The sequence below is a fragment of the Streptomyces buecherae genome, from assembly GCF_014295035.1.
GTDB lineage: Bacteria > Actinomycetota > Actinomycetes > Streptomycetales > Streptomycetaceae > Streptomyces > Streptomyces youssoufiensis.
In genome coordinates this window covers 3,913,706-3,936,194 of record NZ_CP060404.1, presented here as the reverse complement: position 1 = coordinate 3,936,194, position 22,489 = coordinate 3,913,706, and the positions used below count along the sequence as shown (strand labels likewise).

22 protein-coding genes and 1 tRNA gene are annotated in these 22,489 nt (G+C 71.6%); 13 read left to right on the top strand and 10 right to left on the bottom strand.

Features of this window, described 5'->3' with window-relative positions; all coding sequences use genetic code 11:
- Positions 1-20: 20 nt before the first annotated feature.
- A complete protein-coding gene (locus H7H31_RS15020; protein ID WP_187062773.1) occupies positions 21-347 on the bottom strand; it encodes a hypothetical protein in 327 nt (108 codons plus the stop codon).
- Positions 348-440: 93 nt separating this feature from the next.
- A complete protein-coding gene (locus tag H7H31_RS15015; RefSeq protein ID WP_187062772.1) occupies positions 441-1,460 on the bottom strand; it encodes an AraC family transcriptional regulator in 1,020 nt (339 codons plus the stop codon).
- Between the two features lie 103 nt (positions 1,461-1,563).
- Between H7H31_RS15015 and H7H31_RS15010 the strand changes: the two genes are divergently transcribed.
- The 3 genes from H7H31_RS15010 (at position 1,564) to H7H31_RS15000 (ending at position 3,784) form a co-directional block, all read left to right on the top strand.
- Positions 1,564-2,418 carry an NAD(P)H-binding protein gene (locus H7H31_RS15010; RefSeq protein WP_187062771.1) on the top strand — a complete coding sequence of 285 codons (855 nt, stop codon included), beginning with the start codon at positions 1,564-1,566 and terminating at the stop codon, positions 2,416-2,418.
- A gap of 77 nt (positions 2,419-2,495) precedes the next feature.
- On the top strand, positions 2,496-3,263 hold the full coding sequence (locus tag H7H31_RS15005) for a GNAT family N-acetyltransferase (protein ID WP_187062770.1): 768 nt from the start codon (positions 2,496-2,498) through the stop codon (positions 3,261-3,263).
- Between the two features lie 185 nt (positions 3,264-3,448).
- Positions 3,449-3,784 (top strand): EthD domain-containing protein, encoded by a 336-nt coding sequence (locus H7H31_RS15000; protein WP_187062769.1) that lies wholly within the window; start codon positions 3,449-3,451, stop codon positions 3,782-3,784.
- Positions 3,785-3,882: 98 nt separating this feature from the next.
- Here H7H31_RS15000 and H7H31_RS14995 read toward each other — a convergent pair whose 3' ends face one another.
- Entirely contained in the window at positions 3,883-4,800 is a 918-nt protein-coding gene (locus H7H31_RS14995) for a LysR family transcriptional regulator (RefSeq protein ID WP_232109864.1), read from the bottom strand.
- 212 nt (positions 4,801-5,012) lie between these two features.
- Here H7H31_RS14995 and H7H31_RS14990 point away from each other — a divergent pair, with 212 nt between their 5' ends.
- Genes H7H31_RS14990 through H7H31_RS14980 form a run of 3 tightly spaced genes read left to right on the top strand, consistent with a single transcriptional unit; the run spans position 5,013 to position 7,731 of the window.
- Positions 5,013-5,945 (top strand): 3-hydroxyacyl-CoA dehydrogenase NAD-binding domain-containing protein, encoded by a 933-nt coding sequence (locus H7H31_RS14990; RefSeq protein WP_187062768.1) that lies wholly within the window; start codon positions 5,013-5,015, stop codon positions 5,943-5,945.
- Positions 5,930-6,841, top strand: coding sequence for an SMP-30/gluconolactonase/LRE family protein (locus H7H31_RS14985; protein ID WP_187062767.1), 912 nt, complete (start codon positions 5,930-5,932; stop codon positions 6,839-6,841). The genes H7H31_RS14990 and H7H31_RS14985 overlap by 16 nt, the downstream gene beginning before the upstream one ends.
- Positions 6,842-6,873: 32 nt before the next feature.
- Complete coding sequence (locus H7H31_RS14980; protein ID WP_187062766.1) at positions 6,874-7,731, top strand: 3-hydroxyacyl-CoA dehydrogenase family protein; 858 nt, start codon at positions 6,874-6,876, stop codon at positions 7,729-7,731.
- A gap of 70 nt (positions 7,732-7,801) precedes the next feature.
- On the opposite strand, the gene H7H31_RS14975 is transcribed toward H7H31_RS14980, so the two are convergent.
- From H7H31_RS14975 to H7H31_RS14965, 3 genes are all read right to left on the bottom strand, one after another.
- The gene (locus tag H7H31_RS14975) at positions 7,802-8,215 is read right to left on the bottom strand and encodes a DNA-binding protein (protein ID WP_187062765.1); all 414 of its coding nucleotides are present in this window, start codon (positions 8,213-8,215) and stop codon (positions 7,802-7,804) included.
- Positions 8,212-8,460, bottom strand: a complete 249-nt coding sequence (locus H7H31_RS14970; protein WP_187062764.1) for a hypothetical protein — start codon at positions 8,458-8,460, stop codon at positions 8,212-8,214. The genes H7H31_RS14975 and H7H31_RS14970 overlap by 4 nt, the downstream gene beginning before the upstream one ends.
- Positions 8,461-8,638: 178 nt before the next feature.
- Positions 8,639-8,709: transfer RNA gene (locus tag H7H31_RS14965), tRNA-Gly, on the bottom strand.
- A gap of 533 nt (positions 8,710-9,242) precedes the next feature.
- Between H7H31_RS14965 and dcd the strand changes: the two genes are divergently transcribed.
- On the top strand, positions 9,243-9,818 hold the full coding sequence (gene dcd / locus H7H31_RS14960; protein ID WP_187062825.1) for a dCTP deaminase: 576 nt from the start codon (positions 9,243-9,245) through the stop codon (positions 9,816-9,818).
- Between the two features lie 90 nt (positions 9,819-9,908).
- Positions 9,909-10,406 (top strand): phosphoribosyltransferase, encoded by a 498-nt coding sequence (locus tag H7H31_RS14955; protein ID WP_187062824.1) that lies wholly within the window; start codon positions 9,909-9,911, stop codon positions 10,404-10,406.
- Between the two features lie 111 nt (positions 10,407-10,517).
- Here H7H31_RS14955 and H7H31_RS14950 read toward each other — a convergent pair whose 3' ends face one another.
- The gene (locus H7H31_RS14950; protein WP_232109863.1) at positions 10,518-11,660 is read right to left on the bottom strand and encodes a Yip1 family protein; all 1,143 of its coding nucleotides are present in this window, start codon (positions 11,658-11,660) and stop codon (positions 10,518-10,520) included.
- Between the two features lie 266 nt (positions 11,661-11,926).
- Positions 11,927-13,150 (bottom strand): GNAT family N-acetyltransferase, encoded by a 1,224-nt coding sequence (locus tag H7H31_RS14945; RefSeq protein WP_187062822.1) that lies wholly within the window; start codon positions 13,148-13,150, stop codon positions 11,927-11,929.
- A 605-nt stretch (positions 13,151-13,755) separates the two neighbouring features.
- On the opposite strand from H7H31_RS14945, the gene H7H31_RS14940 reads away from it, so the two are divergent.
- Positions 13,756-14,265 carry an SRPBCC family protein gene (locus H7H31_RS14940; protein WP_232109858.1) on the top strand — a complete coding sequence of 170 codons (510 nt, stop codon included), beginning with the start codon at positions 13,756-13,758 and terminating at the stop codon, positions 14,263-14,265.
- 93 nt (positions 14,266-14,358) lie between these two features.
- Here the strand turns inward: H7H31_RS14940 and H7H31_RS14935 are convergent, their stop codons facing one another.
- Positions 14,359-14,991: a hypothetical protein gene (locus H7H31_RS14935; RefSeq protein ID WP_187062821.1), complete on the bottom strand. Its 633-nt coding sequence runs from the start codon at positions 14,989-14,991 to the stop codon at positions 14,359-14,361.
- 264 nt (positions 14,992-15,255) lie between these two features.
- Positions 15,256-17,529 (bottom strand): (Fe-S)-binding protein, encoded by a 2,274-nt coding sequence (locus tag H7H31_RS14930; protein ID WP_187062820.1) that lies wholly within the window; start codon positions 17,527-17,529, stop codon positions 15,256-15,258.
- Positions 17,530-18,151: 622 nt separating this feature from the next.
- On the opposite strand from H7H31_RS14930, the gene dnaK reads away from it, so the two are divergent.
- The 4 genes from dnaK to H7H31_RS14910 are packed head-to-tail and all read left to right on the top strand — an operon-like array spanning position 18,152 to position 22,405.
- Positions 18,152-20,017 (top strand): molecular chaperone DnaK, encoded by a 1,866-nt coding sequence (gene dnaK / locus H7H31_RS14925; RefSeq protein WP_187062819.1) that lies wholly within the window; start codon positions 18,152-18,154, stop codon positions 20,015-20,017.
- A complete protein-coding gene (gene grpE / locus H7H31_RS14920) occupies positions 20,014-20,715 on the top strand; it encodes a nucleotide exchange factor GrpE (RefSeq protein ID WP_176163130.1) in 702 nt (233 codons plus the stop codon). Before dnaK ends, grpE begins: the two co-directional genes overlap by 4 nt.
- Before the next feature lie 30 nt (positions 20,716-20,745).
- On the top strand, positions 20,746-21,933 hold the full coding sequence (gene dnaJ, locus H7H31_RS14915; protein ID WP_187062818.1) for a molecular chaperone DnaJ: 1,188 nt from the start codon (positions 20,746-20,748) through the stop codon (positions 21,931-21,933).
- Between the two features lies 1 nt (position 21,934).
- Complete coding sequence (locus tag H7H31_RS14910; protein ID WP_187062817.1) at positions 21,935-22,405, top strand: heat shock protein transcriptional repressor HspR; 471 nt, start codon at positions 21,935-21,937, stop codon at positions 22,403-22,405.
- Positions 22,406-22,489 lie beyond the last annotated feature (84 nt).

The window sequence follows — 22,489 nt, the reverse complement described above, 5'->3', positions numbered from 1 at the left end:
GGGCGCCGCCCGCGCACCCCCTACCGCGTCGCGTCACAACTCTCGCAACGGCTCACAGCCGTCCGCTCGGTGTTGCCCTGGACGGCGCGGAGCGGGTGGGAGGGCGCGAGGCGACGCCACGCGCCGGGGGAGGGGGCGGGCACCCAGCCGTAGACGGGCGGCCGGATGTCGACCGGGTCGATGTGCGGGCAGCCGGGAAGGTGGGCCTTGCCGCTGGCGTGCACGATGATCGCAGCCGCCGGCCAGCCGCCCCAGTCGCTGGTGGGCGCGCTGCCGTGAGGCGCGCGGGGTGTTCGGGGTGCGCAGTCCGCGCAGTTGTGCATCTCGTGGCGCTCGCAGTACCGCATGATCCCCACCCTGCCAGGCCCCGAGCCCCCGCCTGGCACGATCGCGCCAACCAGCCCACACCGCCCGGCTGTTCGGTTCCGCCACCGGCCACGTCAACTCGCCGGAACGACCCGCTCCGCCGCCTGCGTGGCGGCGGCTGCCCGCCGGTACGCGCTCGGGCTCTCACCCCGGAGCCGCTTGAACGCCGCGCTGAAACCGAACGCGTCCGCGTACCCGACCCGGCGGGCCACCGCCGCCACCGTCAGTTCCGGGCGGGTCAGCAGGTCGGCGGCGAGCGTCATCCGCCACTCGGTGAGGTAGGCCACCGGCCCGTTCCCGACCAGCTCCGTGAACCGCTTCGCCAACGTCGTCCGCGACACCCCCGCCCGGCTCGCCAGCTCCGCCGTCGTCCACGGGTGCGCCGGGTCCTCGTGCATCGCGCGCAGGGCGGGGCCCGCCACCGCGTCGCCGAGGGCGCCGTACCACCCGGGCGGCTCCGCCTCCGGACGGTCGAACCAGTCCCGCAGCGTGCACACCAGCAGCCAGTCCAGCAGCCGGTCGAGCACGATCTGGTGCCCCGGCCGGCCGCCGCCGATCTGCGCCTCCAGGTAGTCCCGCATCGGCGAGCAGTCCTGCTCGTCGGGGACCACCAGGACCGGCGGCAGGGCCCGCAACAGCCGCTGCGGAAGCTCCTCCCGTACGTCGTAGGCGGCGGCCAACAGCACGGTGGCGCAGTCGAACTCCCGCCCCCGGTCCACCGCGTCCGGCGCGTCCTCGCCCCAGTGCACCTCCCGCACACCCGACGCGCCCGCCGCCGCCGTGGCGTCCCGCGCCGCCGTGGCGTCCGCCGTCGTGGCGTCCGCCGGAGGCGTGACGGCCGTCGCCGTGACGTTCGCCGGGTCGTCGGTGAAGGAGAACGGCGCGGGCCCCCGGACGATCGCGGCCTCGCCGAGCGCCACGTGCCGCGCATCGCCGGTCTCCGGCACGATCCATCCCGCGCCGCGCATCGGGATGCACAGGGTCAGGTACGCGCCGTCGGTGAACCGCAGCGACCACGGCGGCCACAACACCGAACGCCCGAACACCGCACCCTTGCCCCGCACGCCCCGCAGCAGCTCGTCGAACACGTCCATGACGTCAACGATAAGCAGGTCCGGGTAGCGCCCCGGACGATCGCCTATGGACGACGGACGGACGCCCATGGTTCGGCCGCCGGCCGCGCGATGGACTTCTCCCATGACAACGCAGCGCACCCACGGCGCCCCCTCCGCCATCCTCGTCCTCGGCGCCACCGGCAAGACCGGCCGCCGCCTCGTCGCCCGGCTGCGCGAGGCCGGAACCGCCCCGGTCCGAGCCGCCTCCCGGTCCGGCGAGGTCACCTTCGACTGGACCAAGCCCGACACCTGGGAGCCCGCGCTCGCCGGCGCCGGCGCCGTCTACCTCGTCGCCCCCGAGGACCCGTCCCCCATCGGCGAGTTCGTCCGCCAGGCGACGGCGTCCGGCGTACGCCGCTTCGTGGCCCTCTCCGGCCACGGCATGGAGAAGGCGGGCGACGACTTCGGCCGGGGCATGGCCGCCGGTGAGCAGGCGGTCCGGGAGTCCGGCGTCGAGTGGACCGTGCTGCGCCCCAACAACTTCTTCCAGAACTTCGACGAGGACCTGTGGCTGGCCCCCCTCCGCGCGGGCCGCCTGGCCCTGCCGATCGGGGAGACGCCCGAACCGTTCATCGACGCCGACGACGTGGCGGCGGTCGCCGCGAAGGTCCTCACCGAGGACGGCCACGCGGGCCGCACCTACGAACTGACCGGCCCCCGCGCCCTCACCTTCGCCGAGGCCACCCAAACGATCGCCGAGGCCGCCGGCCGCCCCATCCGCTACGAGGAGATCACCCCCGCCGCCTACCGCGCCGAACTCCTCGCCGAGGGCTGGCCCGAGCCCGCCGCCGACGCCCTGAACGCCATGTTCACCCTCCACCGCGCGGGCCACACCGCCAAGGTCACCGACGACGTCCGCCGAGTCCTGGGCCACGCCCCCGCCGACCTGAAGCCGTGGGCCCACCGCGTGGCGGCTCGCGGGACGTGGGCGGGATGAGTTCGGCGCCGGCGGTGTAGCCAGCGCGCACGAAATTGATGCCTGCGGCAGTGCGGTCGAGCATTACCGTAGGCGCGATGACCACCCAACCCGCGTCGACCGACCGACCCCCGTCCGTAGCCCTGGCCGAGGCGCCGACGCGTCAGGCCCGTAACTCCGCCGCCTTTTGGACCGCGACCGGCCGAGCCCGGGGGCACGAGATCATCCGGCGCCCCGGATTCGTCGCGGTCGACGGCGACGCCCGCGCCGGCCTGCGCGTCCTGATCCAGGAGCCGGCACTCGACCCGCGCGAACTGGCCGAGTTGGGCGAACTGGTACGCCGAGCCGCAGGCCCGGTGAACGCCGAGGACCCGTTCAGCTCGACCGACCTGAGCCACCTGGGCATGCGCGGCTGGCAGATGCCGGTCATGCTGCGCCCGCCCGGGCCCGTCGGTCAACCGGCGCTGGAGGTGGTCCGGGCGCGCCGGCCCGAGGACCTCCAGGCGGCGGAGCGGATCGTGATCGAGGGCTTCGAACTGACCGGATTCGAGCCCTACCGCCCCGGCGAGCTGTTCCCGACGTCGCTGGTCGAGCAACCGGGCGTGGTCGTGTTCGTCGCCACGTGCGAGGGCGAGCCCGCGGGAGCCGGCGTCAGCGTCGTGGACGACGGCGTCGGCAGTCATTACTGGATCGGCACGTCGCCGGCTTTCCGGTCGCGTGGCGTGGGGCGGGCCGTCATGCTCGGCGCCCTCGCCCACCTGGCGCACCTGCCGGTCACGCTCACCGCTTCGAAGCTGGGCAGGCCGCTGTACGAGTCGCTGGGCTACACCGCCGCGGCGCCCTCGACCTGGTGGGCCTCTCGGTGACGCCACCGCGGTAGGGCCCGCCGGTTCCCACCCGGCGGGCCGACGACGAAGCCCCGGGTCACTGACCCGGTTCGCTTCCGTGCTGGCCGTGCCTCGCGCACTCCCGTGTCTCCGCTGCCAGCCGCTCCTCACCTGCTGCTGACTCACTTGCCCCTGACGCCGGTGTGAGCTTTTAGGTTGACGCCATGCTGAAGCTCATCTTCATGATCAACCGTATCGAGGGAATGTCGTACGAGCGTTTCGTCGAGCACCACCGGGACCGGCACGCGCCGCTGTTCACCTCCATTCCGGAGGCGGAGCGCTACGTGCGTAAATACGCCGTGTCCCACCCGGTCCCCGCCGAGAACTACCCGCCCCGGGCCTACGACGGCCTGACGGAGATCTGGTTCGAGGGCTGGGAGGACCACGACGCCTTCTTCGCCTCCGAGAACTACCGGACGCTGGTCAACCCCGACGAGGCACGCTTCATCGACAGGGAATCGGTGGCCGTGATGGTCACCGAGGAGAAGAAGGTCATCTGACGGGACGACTCGGCGGACGGATGCCGACTCAGCTCTGACGGCCGACCCCCGCGTAGCCGTTGACGCGCCGCTCCATGGGCCATCCGCCACTCCCGGGATCAGGGGCTCTGCGGGCGCAGCGCGGTGATCAGTTCGAGGAGGCGGGTCACCGCCGGGTCGGCGTCGGAGCGGTGGATGGCGTAGACGGCGGTGTCCAGGTGGCCGGTCCCGCCTCGCAGGGGGAGGAGGGTGACGCCGGTGCCGGTCAGGTGCCGCAGCCCCGCCGGGGCCAGGCTGACGCACAGGCCGGCGGCGACATAGCTGAACAGGCCGGTGAGGTCGTCGGCGGTGGCCACCTCGCGCGGAGCGAACCCGGCCTGCCGACAGGCGAGTTGGACCTGTTCGGCGAGGACGGGGAGGGCGCCCGGGTCGGGCAGCACGAAGCCCTCCCGGGCCAGTTCCGCCAGCGCGATCCCGTCGACGGCGTGGGCGAGGCGGTGGTCGCGGGGGACGGCGGCGGCGATGGGCTCGGTGGCGATGACCCGGCTGACGAGGTCGTCGGCGAGCCGGCGCGGATCGCGGAGGAAGCCGAGGTCGAGGGTGCCGGTGCGGACCCGGTCGGCGACGCCCGCCGACGAACCGTGCTGGAGGTGCACACGCAGTCCGGGCAGACGCTCGGCCGCCGTCCGAAGCATGGTGGGCAGGTAGAGCTGGCTCATCAGACTCACATAGCCGATCCGGACGTCGCCCTCCAGGCCGGTGGAGATCCGCCTCGCCCGGGCGACCGCGGCACTCTGCAGATCGAGCATCCGCCGGGCGTCGGCGGCGAAGGACTCCCCGGCCGGGGTCAGCCGCACACCGTGCGGGCCGCGGTCCAACAGGCGGGCGCCCACCACCCGTTCCAGGCGCTGGATCGACTGGCTCAGCGGCGGCTGGCGCATGCCGAGCCGCTCGGCGGCGCGGCCGAAGTGCTTCTCCTGGGCTACCACCAGGAACTGCTCCAGCAGCCGCCGGGACAGGTTCATATCGTCCGCCATATCACGCACTACTTCATCATATATTGGACGGTTTTGCCCGCTCGGGTGTCCACTGGAACCCAGGAACAGCCCGCCGCGGTGCGGGGCCGGCCTCGCCTCCGTTCAGCTCAGTCGAGTCGCCGTCCCCTCCGCCCTGACATGTCCTGGTAGGTGGGCTGACGACCGGTGCGTCCGCGCCGGTTGTTCTCCTTCTTCCTGTGGGGTGAGTTCGCATGCCTGTCGCGACCGTTGTCGGAGCCGGTGTCATTGGCGTCTCCTGGGCGCACCTGTTTGCCGAGGCCGGCTGGCAGGTCCGGATCAGCGACCCGCGCCCGGACCTGGACGAGATCGTCCAGCGCGACCTGGCCGGGCTGCCCGTCACCGCGTTCTCCGACCTCGCCGAGGCCGCGTCCGACGCCGACTTCGTGCAGGAGAGCGGCCCGGAGTCGCCCGAGCTGAAGCGGGAGATGTTCGCCACGCTGGCCGCCGCCACGGCCGACGACGTCGTGCTCGCCTCATCCTCGTCCTCGCTGCCGGCGTCGGCGTTCGCCGAGGGCAACGCGGCGGCCGGCCGCATCCTGATCGGGCACCCGTTCAACCCACCGCGGCTGATCCCGCTCGTCGAGGTCGTGCCGTCACCGGACACCGCGCCCTGGGCCGTGGACCGCGCGGTCGGGGTCTACCGCGAACTGGACCGGCTGCCGATCCGGCTGAAGAAGGAGATCCCGGGCTTCGTCGGCAATCGCCTCCAGCGCGCCTTCAACGACCAGGCCACCTACCTCGTGCAGCAGGGCGTGATCGACCCGGCCGACCTCGACGACCTGGTCACGGCCTCGCTCGGGCTCCGCTGGGCCACCGTCGGCCCGTTCGAGAGCATGCAACTCGGCGGTGGCCCCGCCGGGATGCGGCATCTGCTGGAGCACGTCGGGGCGCAGATGACCTTCGACCTCGGCGCGCCCGACCCCGACGCCTACGGCCCGGTCGTCGAGGCCGTCGACGCCGCCTATGGCACCGGCCCGGCGGCGTACGGGGTGAACGTGCGCCGCCGCGACCGCCGCACCCGGGCCGTCATCGAGGCGCTCGCGGCCAGCGACGCGCGGGCCCAGGCCCAGGACCGAAGCACCGACCTCGAAGAACCGGAGAGCACGGCATGTTCCGCAAGCTGATCGCGCTCGGCGTCTCGACCGACAGCATCTTCACCGTCGACATCGCCGACGGCCGCGTCGAGCGCGTCTACGCCGACACCGGCTCGAACCCGGACGGCGTACAGACCGCCGACGGCGTGGCGTACTGGACCACCATGGGCACCCCGTCGGTCCGGCCCGGCCTGACCGGTGAGGCCGCGCTGGACTACAGCGCCCGCGATGGCGGCGTCCACTCGATCCGGTTCGACGGCACCGACCGCCGCGACCTCACCGCCCCAGGCGAGGTCACCACCGGCAAGCAACTCACCCTGGCCGACGGGTGGTTGTACTGGGGCGACCGCGAGGGCCACCGCGTCACCCGCGCCCGCCCGGACGGCAGTGACCGCGAGGACCTGGTGGTCAATCCGTCCGGCGTCGACAACCAGTGCGTCGGTGTGGCTGTGGACACCGCACGCGGCGACCTCTACTGGACCCAGAAGGGCCCGGCGAAGGGCGGAACCGGCCGGATCCTGCGCGCCCCGCTGGAGCGGGCCGCCGGCCAGAGCGCCGAGAACCGCACCGACATCGAGGTGCTGTGGGAGGCGCTGCCGGAGCCGATCGACCTGGAGATCGTCGACGGCCTCCTGTACTGGACCGACCGCGGCGCGCCGCCCAACGGCAACACCCTGAACCGGGCGCCACTGCCCGCCCCCGGCCAGCGCGGCAGCGCCCCGGAGATCCTCGCTGACGGTTTTGACGAGGCCATCGGCCTGGCTGTGGACCCGGACGCCGGCACTGCCTATGTGTCCGACCTCGCCGGCCACATCTACACCGTGCCACTGCCCCAACTCCCGGGTCAGATGGCCCACGTGCCCGGAAAGCGCCTGCTGGCCGACCTCGGCACGTACATCACAGGGATCGCCGCGATCGCCGGCTGATCCGAGCACGAGAGAAGAACAGGTACGAAATCATGGCATTCACCCTCCCCACCTCGGTCCAGGACCGGCCCGTCGCGGTGATCGGCGCGGGAACCCTGGGCCGCCGGATCGCCCTGATGTTCGCCGCCCGGGGCGGCCTGGTGCGCGTCTACGACAAGTCCGAGGCTGCCGGCGAGGCCGCACGCGAGTACGTCGGGCAGCACATCGCCGAGGTCGCCGGACGGGTCGACGGCGGAGCGCCGGGCCGCGTCGCCGTCACCGACGACCTGGCCAAGGCGCTCGCGGGCGTCTGGCTGGTGGTGGAGGCGGTGCCCGAGCGCCTCGACCTCAAGCGGGAGATCTTCGGCCAACTCGACCGCGAGGCACCGGCGGACGCGATCCTGGCGAGCAACTCGTCCTCGTACGCCTCACGGGAGTTCATCGACCAGGTGGCGCACCCGGAGCGGGTGCTGAACATCCACTTCTACATGCCGCCGGCCCAGAACGCGGTCGACCTGATGTCCGACGGGCGGACCGACCCGAAGATCATGGAGTTCCTCAAGGCGGAACTCCCGCGCTACGGAGTCTTCCCCTTCGAGGCGCACAGGGAGTCGACCGGGTTCATCTTCAACCGCATCTGGGCCGCGATCAAGCGCGAGGCGTTGGAGGTGGTGGCGGAAGGGGTCTCCACCCCGCAGGACATCGACGGGATGTGGAAGATCAACATGGGCACCCCGGCCGGCCCGTTCCGGATGATGGACCAGGTCGGGCTGGACGTCGTCCTCGACATCGAGAACCACTACGCCGCCGAGAACCCGGCACTGCCCGCGGGCCCGCGCGAGCTGCTGAAGAAGTACGTCGACGCGGGCCACCTCGGCGTCAAGACCGGGCAGGGCTTCTACACCTACTGACACCGCCGGCCGATGCCGGTCTCAGGCGCCGGTCGGCGGCCAGCTTCGAGGAGAGGGGTGGGCCGGCGCGTCAGGGAGGGATGTCGCGGACCTGGTTTCCGCAGAGTCTGGTCATGCCGTCGCCGTCGCCGTCACCGTCGGAGGTCAGGAGGGCGACGGGTTTCTGCGGACGCAGGGCGACCTCGGCGACCGTGGCGTCGATGGCGTACTCGTGTCCGTGCGGCCCGGCGCCCTGGAGAAGTTCCGCTGCTGCTTTCGCCGCTTGTTCGGTGACCGGCTCCACCCTGACGCAGGACAGGGCCCAGTTCAGGCGAGGCATGCTGGTACGGGAGTGGCTGGCCTCCACGGTGGTGTTCGCACCGATCACCAGGTCGGCTGCCATGTCGTGGAGGACCTGGAGCATCACGAGAAGCTTGCGGTCCTGCGCGATCCAGGTGGAGAGCCCCTCGGAGTCCAGAACGACGGTTTCGACGCGCTCGCTCACGCGGCGTCCGCGCCCTTGGAGGTGCCGGCGCAGCCGAAGATCTTCGCGCGGGCCTCGGCCAGCTCCTCGTCACTGAAGGGTCCGTGCACTTCCTCATGGCGGCGAAGGTCCTCGCCCAGAAGCTGGTGCCGGATCTGGCGGGCTACGGCCTCCGCCACGTAGCCGGAGACGTTGTCTGTGAGCTTGCGAAGCTCCGCCGCCTGGTCGCTGGGGAGGGCGACGGTGATGCGAGTCGTTGAGGACATACGGCAAGCATGCTGGAGTATGCGCGCCCAGGCGTGTGCTTCTGATGTGTTCCTGCGGGCTCCGTACGGCGAAACGGGGCGTCGTGGTCGGGCTGCCCGTGCCGGGGGAGGTACCGGTGCGATGCCGCTGGTGGGCGAGTGAAAGGGCCCCGGTCGATGACCAGGGCCCTCATGAAAGAGCGGGTGACGAGAATCGAACTCGCGCTCTGAGCTTGGGAAGCTCATGTTCTACCATTAAACTACACCCGCGAAAACGAGCCACCCGATCTCGCGTCCCACGTCCCCGTGGGGCACTTCGACAGGGCCTCGCATCGCGCATCACTCTACCTCATCCTCGACCCCCGGTGCATGGACCGCGGGGTCTTCGTGCTGTTGGGGGACGGGGGTCCGGGCGACGGAGTGGGCCCGGGGTGGGCGGGTGGGGATGTGGATGAGGGAGGCGGGAGTTGGGGCGTACGGTGGGGGCGCGGAGTGCCGGGTTCAGGGCTGCCTGATCTATCCCCTAATGTGGCTTTTGTCGTTCACGTAGCTGGGGAAGGGGACCGATGGAGCGCACCGTCGTCCGTTGTGCCGAAGGGCACGTATTCAGCACCGCTTCGTTCCCGATGCAGAACCTGACCGCCGACCGTCTTGGGCCCGGACGCTTGTTGCGCTGTCCGCGGTGCGCCCGGCTTCGGCACGCGGTTCCTGTGGTGCTGGAGAAGCGGTAGCTCACGTTCAGTGAGGGCCCGGCCCGGTTGGGTCGGGCCCTTGGGGTTTGTTTGTCCGCGTATCCTCGTGGCGTGCTTCTCTCAGACAAGGACATCCGGGCCGAGATCGACTCCGGCCGGGTGCGGATCGATCCGTACGACGACCAGATGGTGCAGCCGTCGAGCATCGACGTGCGGCTGGACCGCTACTTTCGGGTGTTCGAGAACCACCGCTACCCCCACATCGACCCCGCCGTCGAGCAGGCCGACCTGACGCGCGAGGTGGTGCCGGAGGGGGACGAGGCGTTCATCCTGCACCCCGGCGAGTTCGTGCTGGCCTCCACGTACGAGGTGGTGAGCCTGCCCGACGACATCGCCTCGCGGCTGGAGGGGAAGTCGAGCCTGGGGCGGCTGGGGCTGCTGACGCACTCCACGGCCGGCTTCATCGACCCCGGGTTCTCCGGGCACGTGACGCTGGAGCTGTCGAACGTCGCGACGCTGCCGATCAAGCTGTGGCCGGGGATGAAGATCGGCCAGTTGTGCATGTTCCGGCTGACCTCGCCGGCCGAGCACCCATACGGTTCCGAGCGGTACGGGTCGCGTTACCAGGGGCAGCGCGGGCCCACCCCGTCGCGCTCCTTCATGAACTTCCACCGGACCGCGGTCTGATCGGTCCGGTGGTGCGGCGGCGCGGTCCCGGGACGCGGGGCGGGGCGGTCGCGCGGCCAGGGAGTCACGAGAGACAGCGGGGCAAGTGAGATGAGTGCGGTGCGGGAGAACCTGACGTACGACGTGTTCGGTCGGGCGATCCGGGAGTTGGCGCAGACGATCGCGGACGACGGGTACGAGCCGGACATAGTGCTCTCCATCGCGCGCGGCGGCGTGTTCGTCGCCGGTGGCCTCGCGTACGCGTTGGACTGCAAGAACATCCACCTGGTGAACGTGGAGTTCTACACCGGCATCGGCACCACGCTGGAGATGCCGGTCATGCTCGCGCCGGTGCCCAACGCGATCGACTTCTCCGACAAGAAGGTGCTCATCGCCGACGACGTCGCCGACACCGGCAAGACGCTCAAGCTGGTGCACGACTTCTGCGTCGGCACCGTCGCCGAGGTGCGCAGCGCGGTGATCTACGAGAAGACGCAGTCGCTGGTGAAGTGCGAGTACGTGTGGAAGCGCACCGACCAGTGGATCAACTTCCCCTGGTCCGTCGAACCGCCGGTGGTCCGCCGCGACGGGCAGGTACTCGACGCCTGAGCCGTCCGCACACCCGAGATCGGACGCCCGTCGAACACCGCCAAGGGCCCGGAACTCGCGACGACCGTCGCGGTTCCGGGCCCTTGGCGGTGCGGGCGGGGGCGGAGTGCCCTACAGCGTGCCCAGTTTGATGATCGACAGCAGCGCGACGAGCTGGATCGCGCTGGCGCCCAGTGCCTTGGGCCACGGCAGGTCGTGGGACTTGCTCACCATCGACGTGAAGAGCGCGCCCGCCGCGAGCCAGGTCGCCCAGCCCAGGATCTGCACCAGGGAGCTGTCGCCGCCCAGGAACATCGCGAACAGCAGGCGCGGCGCGTCCGTGATGGAGGTGATCAGCATCGACAGGCCGATGGTCGGTGCCCAGGCGCCGTCGCCGCCGAGTTGGCGGGCCAGGGTGTGGGTGACCGCGCCCAGGATCAGGCCGCTCAGCATGACCGCCACCGCGGTGCTGAGCATCCACGGGATGCTGTTGGACAGCGAGGCGTTCAGCACTTCCTCGCGCGCCTGGTCGAGGCCGAAGACCGCGAGCAGCCCGTAGACGAAGGTCACGGTCAGCGCCGTGGGCCACATCGGGTAGTCGCGCATCTGCCAGAACGTCGGGCCCGGGCGCAGCACGATGCCGCGCAGCAGGTCCTTCCAGTGCAGCCGCGGGCCGGCGGGCGGGGGCGCGGGCTGGCCGGCGCGGTAGGCGGTGCCGTCGTCGTACCCGTCGTCGCCGTAGCCGCCCCGCGGCCCGTACGCCGGGTCCTCGCCGAGACTGAACTGCTGGGTGTGGCCCGGGTTGTCGTTCGGGTCATACGCCGGCTGGCCGCCCTGACCGCCCTGGCCGCCGGGTCCGGGGTAGCCGCCCTGGCCGCCGTCCGGTGCGTAGTACGGGTCGTGGCCGCCGTCGCCGAAGTACTCCGGCTCGTCCGGCCGGCCCTGCGCCGGGTGCGGCCACTGGACGCGGCCCGCGCTCGGCCCGTACGGCCCGGGGCCCGGCCCCTGCGGCGGGCCGGGCGGGTAGCCCTGGCCGCCGCCGGCCTGGCCGTACGGCGGCGGGGCGCCGTGCTGCCCGTACGGCGGCGGGCCGCCCTGTTGTCCGTACGGTGGGGGCGCCTGCCGCGGACCGGGTTGCCCGGGGTGCCCGCCGTGCCCCGGGTGCCCCCCGGGGGTGGGGCGTCCGGAGGGGCCGGGGTACGGCCCCTGCTGCCCCTGTTGTCCCTGCCGTCCCGAGCGGGAGTCGCGTCCGCGTCCGATCCTGAATCCAGCCACGATTCGAACGTACCTGGTCCCGCGGACCTCGGTGACAGGGCGGCGGAGAATACCGGGTCCATTGCGGCCGAGCTGTGACATCCCCTAGGGGAACCCCGGGGGGCTAACCCCCTGCTGACCTTGGTGTTTGGTGCACCCGTGGCAGCGTACGCCGTGCGGGCACGCCGCCGGGGCGCGCGCCGGCTCCGGTGCGGGCGGCGCCGGTCGCGGGCGCCCCCGGCGGGTTCGGGCGCGCGGGGGCGGCGCGGGGCACGGCGCGGACGGCGTCAGAACTCGTCCACCGTGTACGGCGCGAGGTCGGTGCGCAGCGCGACATCGAGGCCGGCCGCCGCGCCCGGCGTGTGCTCGGTGACCAGGCCCGCGTGCGCCAGCTCGCGCAGCGGGATGGTGCCGAGGTATCCGGAGCCGAGTTCGCGCACGTCGAGGGCGAGGTCGGCCGGCGCGTCGGTCGGCTCGTACGTGGCGGTGCCCTGCCGCACCGACAGCCGGTGTCGGCCCGCGTTGGCCGGGACGTGCGCGTCGCGCACGTCGAGCACGACGTCCACGTCGGCGGCCCAGGAGCGGGCGCGCAGCGCGGCGCCCACGTCCACCAGGCGCACCCGCAGGCCGGTCTGCTCGCCGGTGACGCGCACCTGGTCGCGGTCGGCGCAGAAGTGCAGCAGCGGGTCGTCGAGCGGGCGGGCCCACGCGGTCACCTTGTGGGAGAGGTCGATGCCGGCGAGGTAGCGCCACAGGGCCGCGGCGACCGCCGGGGTGTCGGCCTCCAACTCGCCGATGTGCACGCTGCCCGGGCCGTGGCCGTCGGACTTGGTGCGGTAGATGACGTACCCGGCCAGCGGCTCGCCCAGGGCGACGATCCGCGGCGGGCTCAGGTCGTCGTCCTCCGAGTCCTTCTCGACCATCCACTCCTCGCGCCACCAGCGCTCCGTACGGGCCATCCGGCCGGCGCGCACGGCGCGGGTGCGCTCGTAGTACGGGCCGAGCAGCGCGGGCACGTCGGCCGGGTCGACCAGGCGCAGGGGGCGCTCGTCCGGCGCGATGCGCAGCGCCAGCGGCCGGGACGAGTTGATCTCGACGGCCAGCCCGCGAGTGCCGGTCCCGAAGCCGTACCGGCCGTAGATCGCGTCCTCGGAGGCCCACAGGCTGGCCAGCGGCGTGCCCGCGGCGCCGAACCGGCGGTACAGCTCGGCCATCATCCCCGACAGCACGCCCCGCCGCCGGTGGGTGGGGGCCACGGAGACGAAGGTGAGCCCGGGGGCCGGCAGCTCGCCGCCGGGCAGCGAGAGCGTGAAGTCGTAGGTGGCCATGAGGCCGACCAGCCGGTCGCCGTCGTACGCGCCCACGCGCGCGCACTCGCGCAGGGTCTCGTAGTGGTGCTTGCGCTCGTCGTTCTCGGGGGTTTCGAGGAAGGCGAGATAGGAGAGGGCCAGCGCCTCGTCGAGGCGGGTCTCGGGCACCTCACCGAAGCGTAGGTCGGAGCTTTGTTCCATATTCCGGACCGTAGCCGCGAAGAGTCGCACAGGCATCCGCTTTTTTGACCACGTCAGGACCATTTTGCGGTGGGTGGGCGGATGGCTGGTGGCCGATTCGGCCACCCCCGCCCGGTGACCGCCTCGGCTGTGACCACGGGCCGCGTCCGAGGCCGGCCCCCGCAGCGGGCCAGCGACTGCGGGGGCCGGGTGCCCGAGGCGGCCCACCCCCCGACGAGGCGGGCCGCCGACCGGCCCCGGCGGCCCGTCGGCAGAACGGGACGCCGGTGGCGCGTCGGGCGGCGGTTCGCTCGCCGTGCCGGACGGCACAAGCAGCCCTGGGAGCACCCGAGTTGCGGCGAACGTGGTGCTTTCGCGCCGTGCCAGCAACTGTGCCGGGTCGTCGTGCGGCGGGGGAAGTGAATCCTGAGAGGTCTTGCGCGCGTATCGATGCACCGTTGGTTATCGGTGGTGGCTAGGGGTGGTGGCTACCGGTGTGGCCGAGGGGGCGCCAGGCCCTCTGTGTTACGCCAGTGATCGGTGGCATGATCCGGCGAGGCCAGGCACCAGGCACCAGGCACCAGGCGCCAGGCACCACATGAGCCGACGCGAGGGGAGACGTAGGGATGACAGCCATGCCACCGTCCGACGCGCACGCGGGGACGACCGGGCTCGGGCAGCCCGGCGCGACCGGGCAGATCGCGGTCGCGGCCCCGCCCGAGCGCGTCTACGCGCTGGTCACCGACCTGCGGGTGCTCGCCGAACTCGGCGAGGAGGTCCGCGCGCACCGCTGGGTCGGGCGGCCGGGGACCGCCGTGGTCGGGGCGCGGTTCCGGGGGAGCAACCGGCGCGGCGCCCGCCGCTGGCGCACCACCGCCCGCGTCACCGCCGCCGACCCGGGCCGATGTTTCGCGTTCGAGGTGACCAGCGGACCGTTGCCGGTTTCGGTGTGGCGGTACGACATCCGGGCCGCGGCGGACGGCGGCTGCCTCGTGGTGGAGAGCACCTGGGACCGGCGCCCACGGTGGTTCAGGGGCCTCACCGCGCTGGCCACCGGCGTACGCGAACGCACCGCGGTCAACGACCACAACATCGCCCGCACCCTCAGCCGACTCAAGGAGCGCGCGGAACGCTGACCGCGGTCGCCCGGCCCGACCAGTGGCCCACGTCGGGGTGCGCACCCGCCGGCGCGTGGCGCCGGCCCGGTGGGCCACTGCTCGGGCGTGCGGCTAGCTCGCCGCTCGCGCCGCCCCGTTCGGCGACGGCGTGGCGAACAGCTCAGCCTCGGGCCAGATCGGGACGGCCTCGGCGCCCGCGGCGCGCACGGCCGTGCCGTCGAAGGTCGTACGGGTCTCGGGGATGTCCTCGTCCGGCCATTCCACGACCAGTTCCAGCGGGCCTTCGGGCGGTAGTTGGGACAGGTGGAGGACCAGGTGCTCGTGGAAGCCGTCGCCGCCACCCTCAAGGCGCAGGCTCGGGCCGGTGGAGCCGTTGGTCGCGGTGGTGGGGGCCGGGTCGAGCGTGGTCACCTTGCGGCCGTCGCCGAGCAGCATCCCGCAGCGGAGGGCGCCGGCGGCGGAGCGGACGGCCCGGCGGGGGGAGTTCGGCTCGGCGAGGCGGCGGCGGAAGATCTCCACGCGGATGGTGACCGACCGCGGCCACACGTGCCAGCCGCTGAGCATGAGCCGGGTGTCGGGACCCGCGCCGAGTTCGGCGGTGTGCGGTAGGCGGGCGGGGATGAACCAGCGCTCCGGCGGAAGCGGCTCGTCATGGGGTGCTTCGTAGGCCGGTAACGACGGCTCGTTGGGGGGCTGGGGCTCTTCGGTCGGGTCGGCACTGATCAACCCTTCGAAAAAACTCATGTACAGATGGTGACAGTCGGGCCAGACATCTGTCCGTCGAATGCACAGGAACCGAGGTCAAAGGGGCCTTGGGGGCAGGCGGTGCGGGCCCCGAAGCGGACGTACCCTCCGCCCCCGGCGTCCGGCGGCGCCAGGCCCCGCCCCGTGCCGGGCACCAGAACGCCGGTGGGCGCGGACCGTTTCGCGTGGTCCGCGCCCACCGGCGGGTGGCGCTTCCGTTGGCGCTTTCGCTGGCCCGGTGCGGGCAGCGGACTACCTCACGGGCTATTTCACGGGCTCCGGCTCGGGCGCCGTCGCCGGCTCGCCGTCGCCGCCCGGGTCCTGCTGCTCAGGCGTCTTGACCGAGTCGAGGAGGAGTTGCGCCACGTCCACGACCTGGAGCGACTCCTTCGCCTTGCCGTCGTTCTTCTTGCCGTTGACCGAGTCGGAGAGCATGACGAGGCAGAACGGGCAGGCCGTGGAGACGATGTCGGGGTTGAGGGACAGCGCCTCGTCCACCCGCTCGTCGTTGACCCGCTTGCCGATCCGCTCCTCCATCCACATCCGGGCACCGCCGGCGCCGCAGCAGAAGCCGCGCTCCTTGTGCCGGTGCATCTCCTCGTTCCGCAGCCCCGGCACCTTGGCGATGATCTCCCGAGGCGGCGTGTAGACCTTGTTGTGCCGGCCCAGGTAGCACGGGTCGTGGTAGGTGATCAGGCCCTCGACCGGGGTCACCGGGACCAGCCTGCCCTCGTCGACGAGGTGCTGGAGCAACTGGGTGTGGTGGATGACCTCGAACTCGCCGCCGAGCTGCGGGTACTCGTTGGCGATGGTGTTGAAGCAGTGCGGACAGGTCGCGACGATCTTCTTCTTCGCCTTGGGCTTCCTGGTGGACTCGTCGTCGCTGTCCTCGCCGAAGGCCATGTTCAGCATCTCGACGTTCTGCTGGCCGAGCTGCTGGAAGAGGAACTCGTTGCCTAGGCGCCGGGCGGAGTCACCGGTGCACGCCTCGTCGCCGCCCATGATCGCGAACTTCACGCCCGCGATGTGCAGCAGCTCGGCGAACGCCTTGGTGGTCTTCTTGGCCCGGTCCTCCAGGGCGCCCGCGCAGCCGACCCAGTACAGGTAGTCGACCTCGGTCAGGTCCTCGATGTCCTTGCCGACGACCGGGACCTCGAACTCGACCTCCTTGGTCCAGGCGAGCCGCTGCTTCTTCGCCAGGCCCCAGGGGTTGCCCTTCTTCTCCAGGTTCTTGAGCATCGTGCCCGCCTCGCTGGGGAAGCTGGACTCGATCATGACCTGGTAGCGGCGCATGTCCACGATGTGGTCGATGTGCTCGATGTCCACCGGGCACTGCTCGACGCAGGCGCCGCAGGTGGTGCACGACCACAGCACGTCCGGGTCGATGACGCCGTTCTCTTCGAGGGTCCCGATCAGCGGGCGCTCGGCCTCGGCCAGCGCGGCGGCCGGCACCTGCGCGAGCTGCTCCGCGCTGCCCTTCTCCGCGCCCTCCGCGTCCTTGCCGCCACCGGCGAGCAGGTACGGCGCCTTGGCGTGCGCGTGGTCCCGCAGGCCCATGATCAGCAGCTTCGGGGAGAGCGGCTTGCCGGTGTTCCAGGCCGGGCACTGCGACTGGCACCGGCCGCACTCGGTGCAGGTGGAGAAGTCGAGCAGGCCCTTCCAGGAGAAGTGCTCGACCTGCGAGACGCCGAACTGGTCGTCCTCGCCCGGGTCCTCGAAGTCGATCGGCTTGCCCTCGGAGACCATCGGCGGCAGCGCGCCGAGCGCGGTGGAGCCGTCGGCCTCGCGCTTGAACCAGATGTTGGGGAAGGCCAGGAAGCGGTGCCAGGCCACGCCCATGTCGGTCTTGAGGGCGACCGTGATCATCCAGATGAACGAGGTCGAGATCTTGATCATCGCGACCAGGTACGTCAGGTTCTGCACCGTGCTGACGTCGAGCTCGCGGAAGGCGGCGACGAGCGGGTACGAGGCGAAGAACCCGGCCTCGTACGAGGTGACGTGGTGCTGGGCGCCCTCCAGGCCGCGCAGCGTCATGATCGACAGGCCGACGATCAGGATGACGGCCTCGACGAAGTACGCCTGGCCGAAGTTCGACCCCGTGAAACGGGACTTGCGGCCGGCCTTGCCGGGCTTGCTGAGCTGGCGGATCACGATGAGCGTGAGGATGCCGAGGGTCGTCATCAGCCCGAGGAACTCGGTGAAGACCTCGTACGGCAGCCAGTCGCCGATGACCGGGATCAGCCAGTCCGCCTGGAAGAGCTGCCCGACGGCGTTGACGATGGTCAGCAGCAGCGAGAAGAAGCCCACCGCCACGAACCAGTGCGCGACGCCGACGACGCCCCAGCGGTTCATGCGGGTGTGGCCGAGGAACTCCTTGACCACGGTGATCGTGCGTTGCGCGGGTTCGTCGGTCCTGGTCCCCGCGGGTACGGGCTGGCCGAGCCGCAGGTAGTGGAAGATCTGTAGCAGGGCACGGCCGAACAGCGCGACGCCGACCGCGATGAGGACCAGCGACACGATGATCGCGGCGAGTTGCATGGCGGCTCCTCGAACCTTCGAGAGCGGGCTTACTAAGCAGTAACTTATCTGGTCTTCGCCGAGATTACCGAGGATCACGAGAGCGGTGCACAAGACGAGCCGGTGATCTGCGTCGCTCAGGCTTGCCTTATCGCCTTCCGTTGCCCTCCCGGGCTTCTACCAGTCTCCCCCTTTCCCCGGCCGGAACGGGCTTCGCCCTGCGTTCCGCGGTTCCGTGGCGCGGCCCCGTGACCTGGCCCCCGTGGGTCCCGCGACCTGGCCCCGTGGGCTGGGGGCCGGCCGGCGTGGGTCCCGTAGGGGTGGGGGCTGGCCGGCGTGGAGTCCGGCCCGGCGTCGGGCCCGGGCGGTGAGGGTCGAGGGTGGGCGCGCGCGGGTGCGGGGGGCTGACGCGGGATGTCTCATAGGGAGGGGGCGCCGGGCGGTTGGTCGCGCGGGCGGGGTGTCGCAAGAACGGTCTCGGGGTCGCGGCGGCGGCTTCGCGCGGGGCGCGGGCGCTGGATTTCGGCCGTGTGCGGATAAGTGCCGTATAAAAGTTGAGCCTGCCTGACTCACCTCTGTTGACAGGGAAATCTGGATCAGGCACGCTTGAGCCTGTTCCACTCAAGTTGGCTGGAGGATTGACATGGCACGTGCGGTCGGCATCGACCTGGGTACGACGAACTCCGTCGTCAGTGTTCTCGAGGGCGGTGAGCCCACCGTCATCACCAACGCCGAGGGCGCCAGGACCACGCCGTCCGTCGTCGCCTTCGCGAAGAACGGCGAGGTGCTGGTCGGCGAGGTCGCCAAGCGCCAGGCGGTCACCAACGTGGACCGCACCGTTCGGTCGGTCAAGCGCCACATGGGCACCGACTGGAAGATCAACCTGGACGGCAAGGACTTCAACCCGCAGCAGATGAGCGCCTTCATCCTGCAGAAGTTGAAGCGCGACGCCGAGGCGTACCTGGGCGAGAAGGTCGCGGACGCGGTCATCACCGTCCCCGCGTACTTCAACGACTCGGAGCGTCAGGCCACCAAGGAGGCCGGCGAGATCGCGGGTCTGAACGTCCTGCGCATCGTCAACGAGCCGACGGCCGCCGCTCTCGCCTACGGGCTGGAGAAGGACGACCAGACCATCCTCGTCTTCGACCTCGGTGGCGGCACCTTCGACGTGTCGCTCCTTGAGATTGGCGACGGCGTCGTCGAGGTCAAGGCCACCAACGGTGACAACCACCTCGGTGGCGACGACTGGGACCAGCGGGTCGTGGACTACCTGGTCAAGCAGTTCAACAACGGGCACGGCGTGGACCTGTCCAAGGACAAGATGGCGCTCCAGCGTCTCCGCGAGGCCGCGGAGAAGGCGAAGATCGAGCTGTCCTCGTCCACCGAGACCACGATCAACCTGCCCTACATCACGGCGTCCGCCGAGGGCCCGCTGCACCTGGACGAGAAGCTCACCCGCGCCCAGTTCCAGCAGCTCACGGCCGACCTGCTGGAGCGCTGCAAGACGCCGTTCCACAACGTCATCAAGGACGCGGGCATCCAGCTCTCCGAGATCGACCACGTCGTCCTCGTCGGTGGCTCCACCCGCATGCCCGCCGTCGCCGAGCTGGTCAAGGAGCTGACCGGCGGCCAGGACGCCAACAAGGGCGTCAACCCGGACGAGGTCGTCGCCATCGGCGCCGCCCTGCAGGCCGGTGTGCTCAAGGGTGAGGTCAAGGACGTCCTGCTGCTCGACGTCACGCCGCTGTCGCTTGGTATCGAGACCAAGGGCGGCATCATGACCAAGCTGATCGAGCGCAACACCACGATCCCGACCAAGCGCTCGGAGATCTTCACGACGGCCGAGGACAACCAGCCGTCCGTGCAGATCCAGGTCTACCAGGGCGAGCGCGAGATCGCGGCGTACAACAAGAAGCTCGGCATGTTCGAGCTGACCGGGCTGCCGCCGGCGCCGCGCAACGTGCCGCAGATCGAGGTCACCTTCGACATCGACGCCAACGGCATCATGCACGTCTCCGCCAAGGACCTGGGCACCGGCAAGGAGCAGCGGATGACCGTCACCGGCGGCTCCGCGCTGCCGAAGGACGACATCGAGCGCATGATGCGCGAGGCCGAGCAGTACGCGGACGAGGACCACAAGCGCCGCGAGGCCGCCGAGACCCGCAACCAGGCCGAGCAGCTCGTCTACCAGACCGAGAAGTTCCTCAAGGACAACGAGGACAAGGTCCCCGGTGACGTGAAGTCCGAGGTCGAGGCCGCGGTCACCGACCTCAAGGAGAAGCTCAAGGGCGAGGACAACGCGGCCATCCGCGAGGCGACCGAGAAGGTCGCCACCGTCAGCCAGAAGCTCGGCCAGGCGATGTACGCCGACGGCCAGGCGGCTGCCGGGGCGCCGGGTGCCGAGGGCGCGGCCGACGCCGCCGGTGCGGGCCAGGCCAAGGACGACGACGTCGTGGACGCCGAGATCGTCGATGACGAGAAGGACAACCGCCAGGGCGGTGCGGCGTGACGGAGGAGACTCCGGGCTTCGACGAGCAGCCCGACGTCCCTTCCGACGCCACCTCCGACGCCGCGTCGAAGCCCGACGCGGCGAAGGGGGCCGGGTCCGCCGACGCGGCGGGCCCGGCGGCCTCGGCCGGGGACGCACCAGATGCCGGCCTCGACGAGAAAGCACAGCACGACGTGGCGCTGACGGCTCAGCTCGACCAGGTCCGCACCGCGCTCAACGAGCGCACCGCTGACCTCCAGCGCCTCCAGGCGGAGTACCAGAACTACCGCCGCCGGGTGGAGCGCGACCGGGTCACCGTCAAGGAGATCGCCGCGGCCAACCTGCTCTCCGAGCTGCTTCCGGTCCTCGACGACGTCGGCCGGGCCCGCGAGCACGGCGAGCTGGTCGGCGGCTTCAAGTCGGTCGCGGAGTCGCTGGAGACGGTGGTGGCCAAGATGGGCCTCCAGCAGTTCGGCAAGGAGGGCGAGCCCTTCGACCCGCTGATCCACGAGGCGCTGATGCACAGCTACGCGCCGGACGTCACCGAGACCACGTGCGTGTCGATCCTGCAGCCGGGGTACCGCATCGGCGAGCGCACGATCCGCCCCGCGCGGGTCGCCGTCGCCGAACCGCAGCCCGGCGCCACGCCCGGCAGCGGCCAGGCGGGCAAGGGCGATGACGCGTCTGACGAGGAGAACGGTGGCCCGGACGAGGGCTGACGTGACGTACGGAGAGGAGGGACGTCGAGGATGAGCACCAAGGACTTCGTCGAGAAGGACTACTACAAGGTCCTCGGCGTCCCCAAGGACGCCACCGAGGCCGAGATCAAGAAGGCGTACCGGAAGCTCGCCCGCGAGTACCACCCGGACGCCAACACCGGTGACGCCAAGGCCGAGGAGCGCTTCAAGGAGATCTCCGAGGCCAACGACGTCCTCGCCGACCCCAAGCGGCGCAAGGAGTACGACGAGGCCCGGGCGCTGTTCGGGAACGGCGGGTTCCGCCCGGGCCCGGGCGGCCCCGGCGGCACCGGAAGCTTCAACTTCGACCTGGGCGACCTCTTCGGAGGCGGCGGCCCGCAGCCCGGCGGCCCGGGCGCGGGGGGCTTCGGCGGCGGACTCGGCGACGTGTTCGGCGGCCTGTTCAACCGCACCGGCGCGGGCACCCGTACCCAGCCGCGGCGCGGTCAGGACATCGAGTCCGAGGTGACGCTGAGCTTCACCGAGGCGGTCGACGGCGCGACCGTGCCGCTGCGGATGTCGAGCCAGGCCCCCTGCAAGGCGTGCCAGGGCACCGGCGACAAGAACGGCACCCCCCGGGTGTGCCCGACCTGCGTCGGCACCGGGCAGGTCAGCCGGGGCGGCGGAGGCGGCTTCTCGCTCACCGATCCGTGCGTGGACTGCCGGGGCCGGGGCCTGATCGCCCAGGACCCGTGCGACCAGTGCAAGGGCAGCGGGCGGGCCCGCTCCTCGCGCACCATGCAGGTCCGCATCCCGGCGGGCGTCAGCGACGGGCAGCGCATCCGGCTGCGCGGCAAGGGCGCCCCCGGCGAGACCGGCGGCCCGGCCGGCGATCTGTACGTCGTGGTGCACGTGGACGCCCACCCGGTCTTCGGCCGCAAGGGCGACAACCTGACCGTGACGGTCCCCGTCACCTTCGACGAGGCGGCCCTCGGCGGCGAGGTCAGGGTTCCGACCCTGGGCGGCCCTCCGGTCACCCTCAAGCTGCCGGCGGGCACCCCCAGCGGACGCACCATGCGCGCCCGTGGCAAGGGCGCGGTCCGCAAGGACGGCACCCGGGGCGACCTGCTGGTCACCATAGAGGTGGCCGTGCCGACGGAGCTGAACGACAAGGCGCGGGAGGCGCTGGAGACCTACCGCGAGGCCACGGCGGACGAGGACCCGCGGGCCGAGCTGTTCCAGGCCGCGAAGGGAGAATGAGATGGACGGCCGAGGCGCACGCCCAGGCGGCGGCAGCCGCAACCCCTACGAGCTGACCGACGACTCACCGGTGTACGTCATCTCGGTCGCCGCTCAGCTCTCCGGCCTGCACCCGCAGACCCTGCGCCAGTACGACCGCCTCGGCCTGGTCTCCCCCGACCGCACGGCGGGGCGCGGGCGCCGCTACTCCGCCCGCGACATCAGCCTGCTGCGCCAGGTGCAGGCGCTCAGCCAGGACGAGGGCATCAACCTCGCCGGCATCAAGCGCATCATCGAGCTGGAGAACCAGGTGGCCGCGCTCCAGCAGCGGGTCGCCGAACTCCAGCAGGCGGTGGAGGGCGCGGCGACGGCGATGCGGCAGCGCGAGGCCGCCGTACACGCCTCGTACCGCCGCGACCTGGTCCCCTACGACCAGGTGCAGCAGACCAGCGCCCTGGTGGTGTGGCGGCCCCGCAGGCCGGGGCAGGACTAGCCGCGCCCGCGCGTGCCCGGTAGTGGACCCGCCGACCCCTCGGGGACGGCGGGTCCATCGCTGTCTGGACGCGGGCGCGCGCGG

Excerpts from the sequence above, each read along its gene's own strand:
- H7H31_RS14945 (WP_187062822.1), bottom strand. The coding sequence starts at position 13,150 with ATGGAACAAAGCTCCGACCTACGCTTCGGTGAGGTGCCCGAGACCCGC.
- H7H31_RS14930 (WP_187062820.1), bottom strand. The coding sequence starts at position 17,529 with ATGCAACTCGCCGCGATCATCGTGTCGCTGGTCCTCATCGCGGTCGGC.
- H7H31_RS15015 (WP_187062772.1), bottom strand. The coding sequence starts at position 1,460 with ATGGACGTGTTCGACGAGCTGCTGCGGGGCGTGCGGGGCAAGGGTGCG.
- H7H31_RS15020 (WP_187062773.1), bottom strand. The coding sequence starts at position 347 with ATGCGGTACTGCGAGCGCCACGAGATGCACAACTGCGCGGACTGCGCA.
- H7H31_RS15010 (WP_187062771.1), top strand. The coding sequence starts at position 1,564 with ATGACAACGCAGCGCACCCACGGCGCCCCCTCCGCCATCCTCGTCCTC.
- H7H31_RS14935 (WP_187062821.1), bottom strand. The coding sequence starts at position 14,991 with ATGAGTTTTTTCGAAGGGTTGATCAGTGCCGACCCGACCGAAGAGCCC.
- H7H31_RS14910 (WP_187062817.1), top strand. The coding sequence starts at position 21,935 with ATGGACGGCCGAGGCGCACGCCCAGGCGGCGGCAGCCGCAACCCCTAC.
- H7H31_RS14995 (WP_232109864.1), bottom strand. The coding sequence starts at position 4,800 with ATGGCGGACGATATGAACCTGTCCCGGCGGCTGCTGGAGCAGTTCCTG.
- H7H31_RS15000 (WP_187062769.1), top strand. The coding sequence starts at position 3,449 with ATGCTGAAGCTCATCTTCATGATCAACCGTATCGAGGGAATGTCGTAC.
- H7H31_RS14955 (WP_187062824.1), top strand. The coding sequence starts at position 9,909 with ATGAGTGCGGTGCGGGAGAACCTGACGTACGACGTGTTCGGTCGGGCG.
- H7H31_RS14980 (WP_187062766.1), top strand. The coding sequence starts at position 6,874 with ATGGCATTCACCCTCCCCACCTCGGTCCAGGACCGGCCCGTCGCGGTG.
- H7H31_RS14970 (WP_187062764.1), bottom strand. The coding sequence starts at position 8,460 with ATGTCCTCAACGACTCGCATCACCGTCGCCCTCCCCAGCGACCAGGCG.
- dnaK (WP_187062819.1), top strand. The coding sequence starts at position 18,152 with ATGGCACGTGCGGTCGGCATCGACCTGGGTACGACGAACTCCGTCGTC.
- H7H31_RS14985 (WP_187062767.1), top strand. The coding sequence starts at position 5,930 with ATGTTCCGCAAGCTGATCGCGCTCGGCGTCTCGACCGACAGCATCTTC.
- H7H31_RS14990 (WP_187062768.1), top strand. The coding sequence starts at position 5,013 with ATGCCTGTCGCGACCGTTGTCGGAGCCGGTGTCATTGGCGTCTCCTGG.
- H7H31_RS15005 (WP_187062770.1), top strand. The coding sequence starts at position 2,496 with ATGACCACCCAACCCGCGTCGACCGACCGACCCCCGTCCGTAGCCCTG.
- dnaJ (WP_187062818.1), top strand. The coding sequence starts at position 20,746 with ATGAGCACCAAGGACTTCGTCGAGAAGGACTACTACAAGGTCCTCGGC.
- H7H31_RS14940 (WP_232109858.1), top strand. The coding sequence starts at position 13,756 with ATGACAGCCATGCCACCGTCCGACGCGCACGCGGGGACGACCGGGCTC.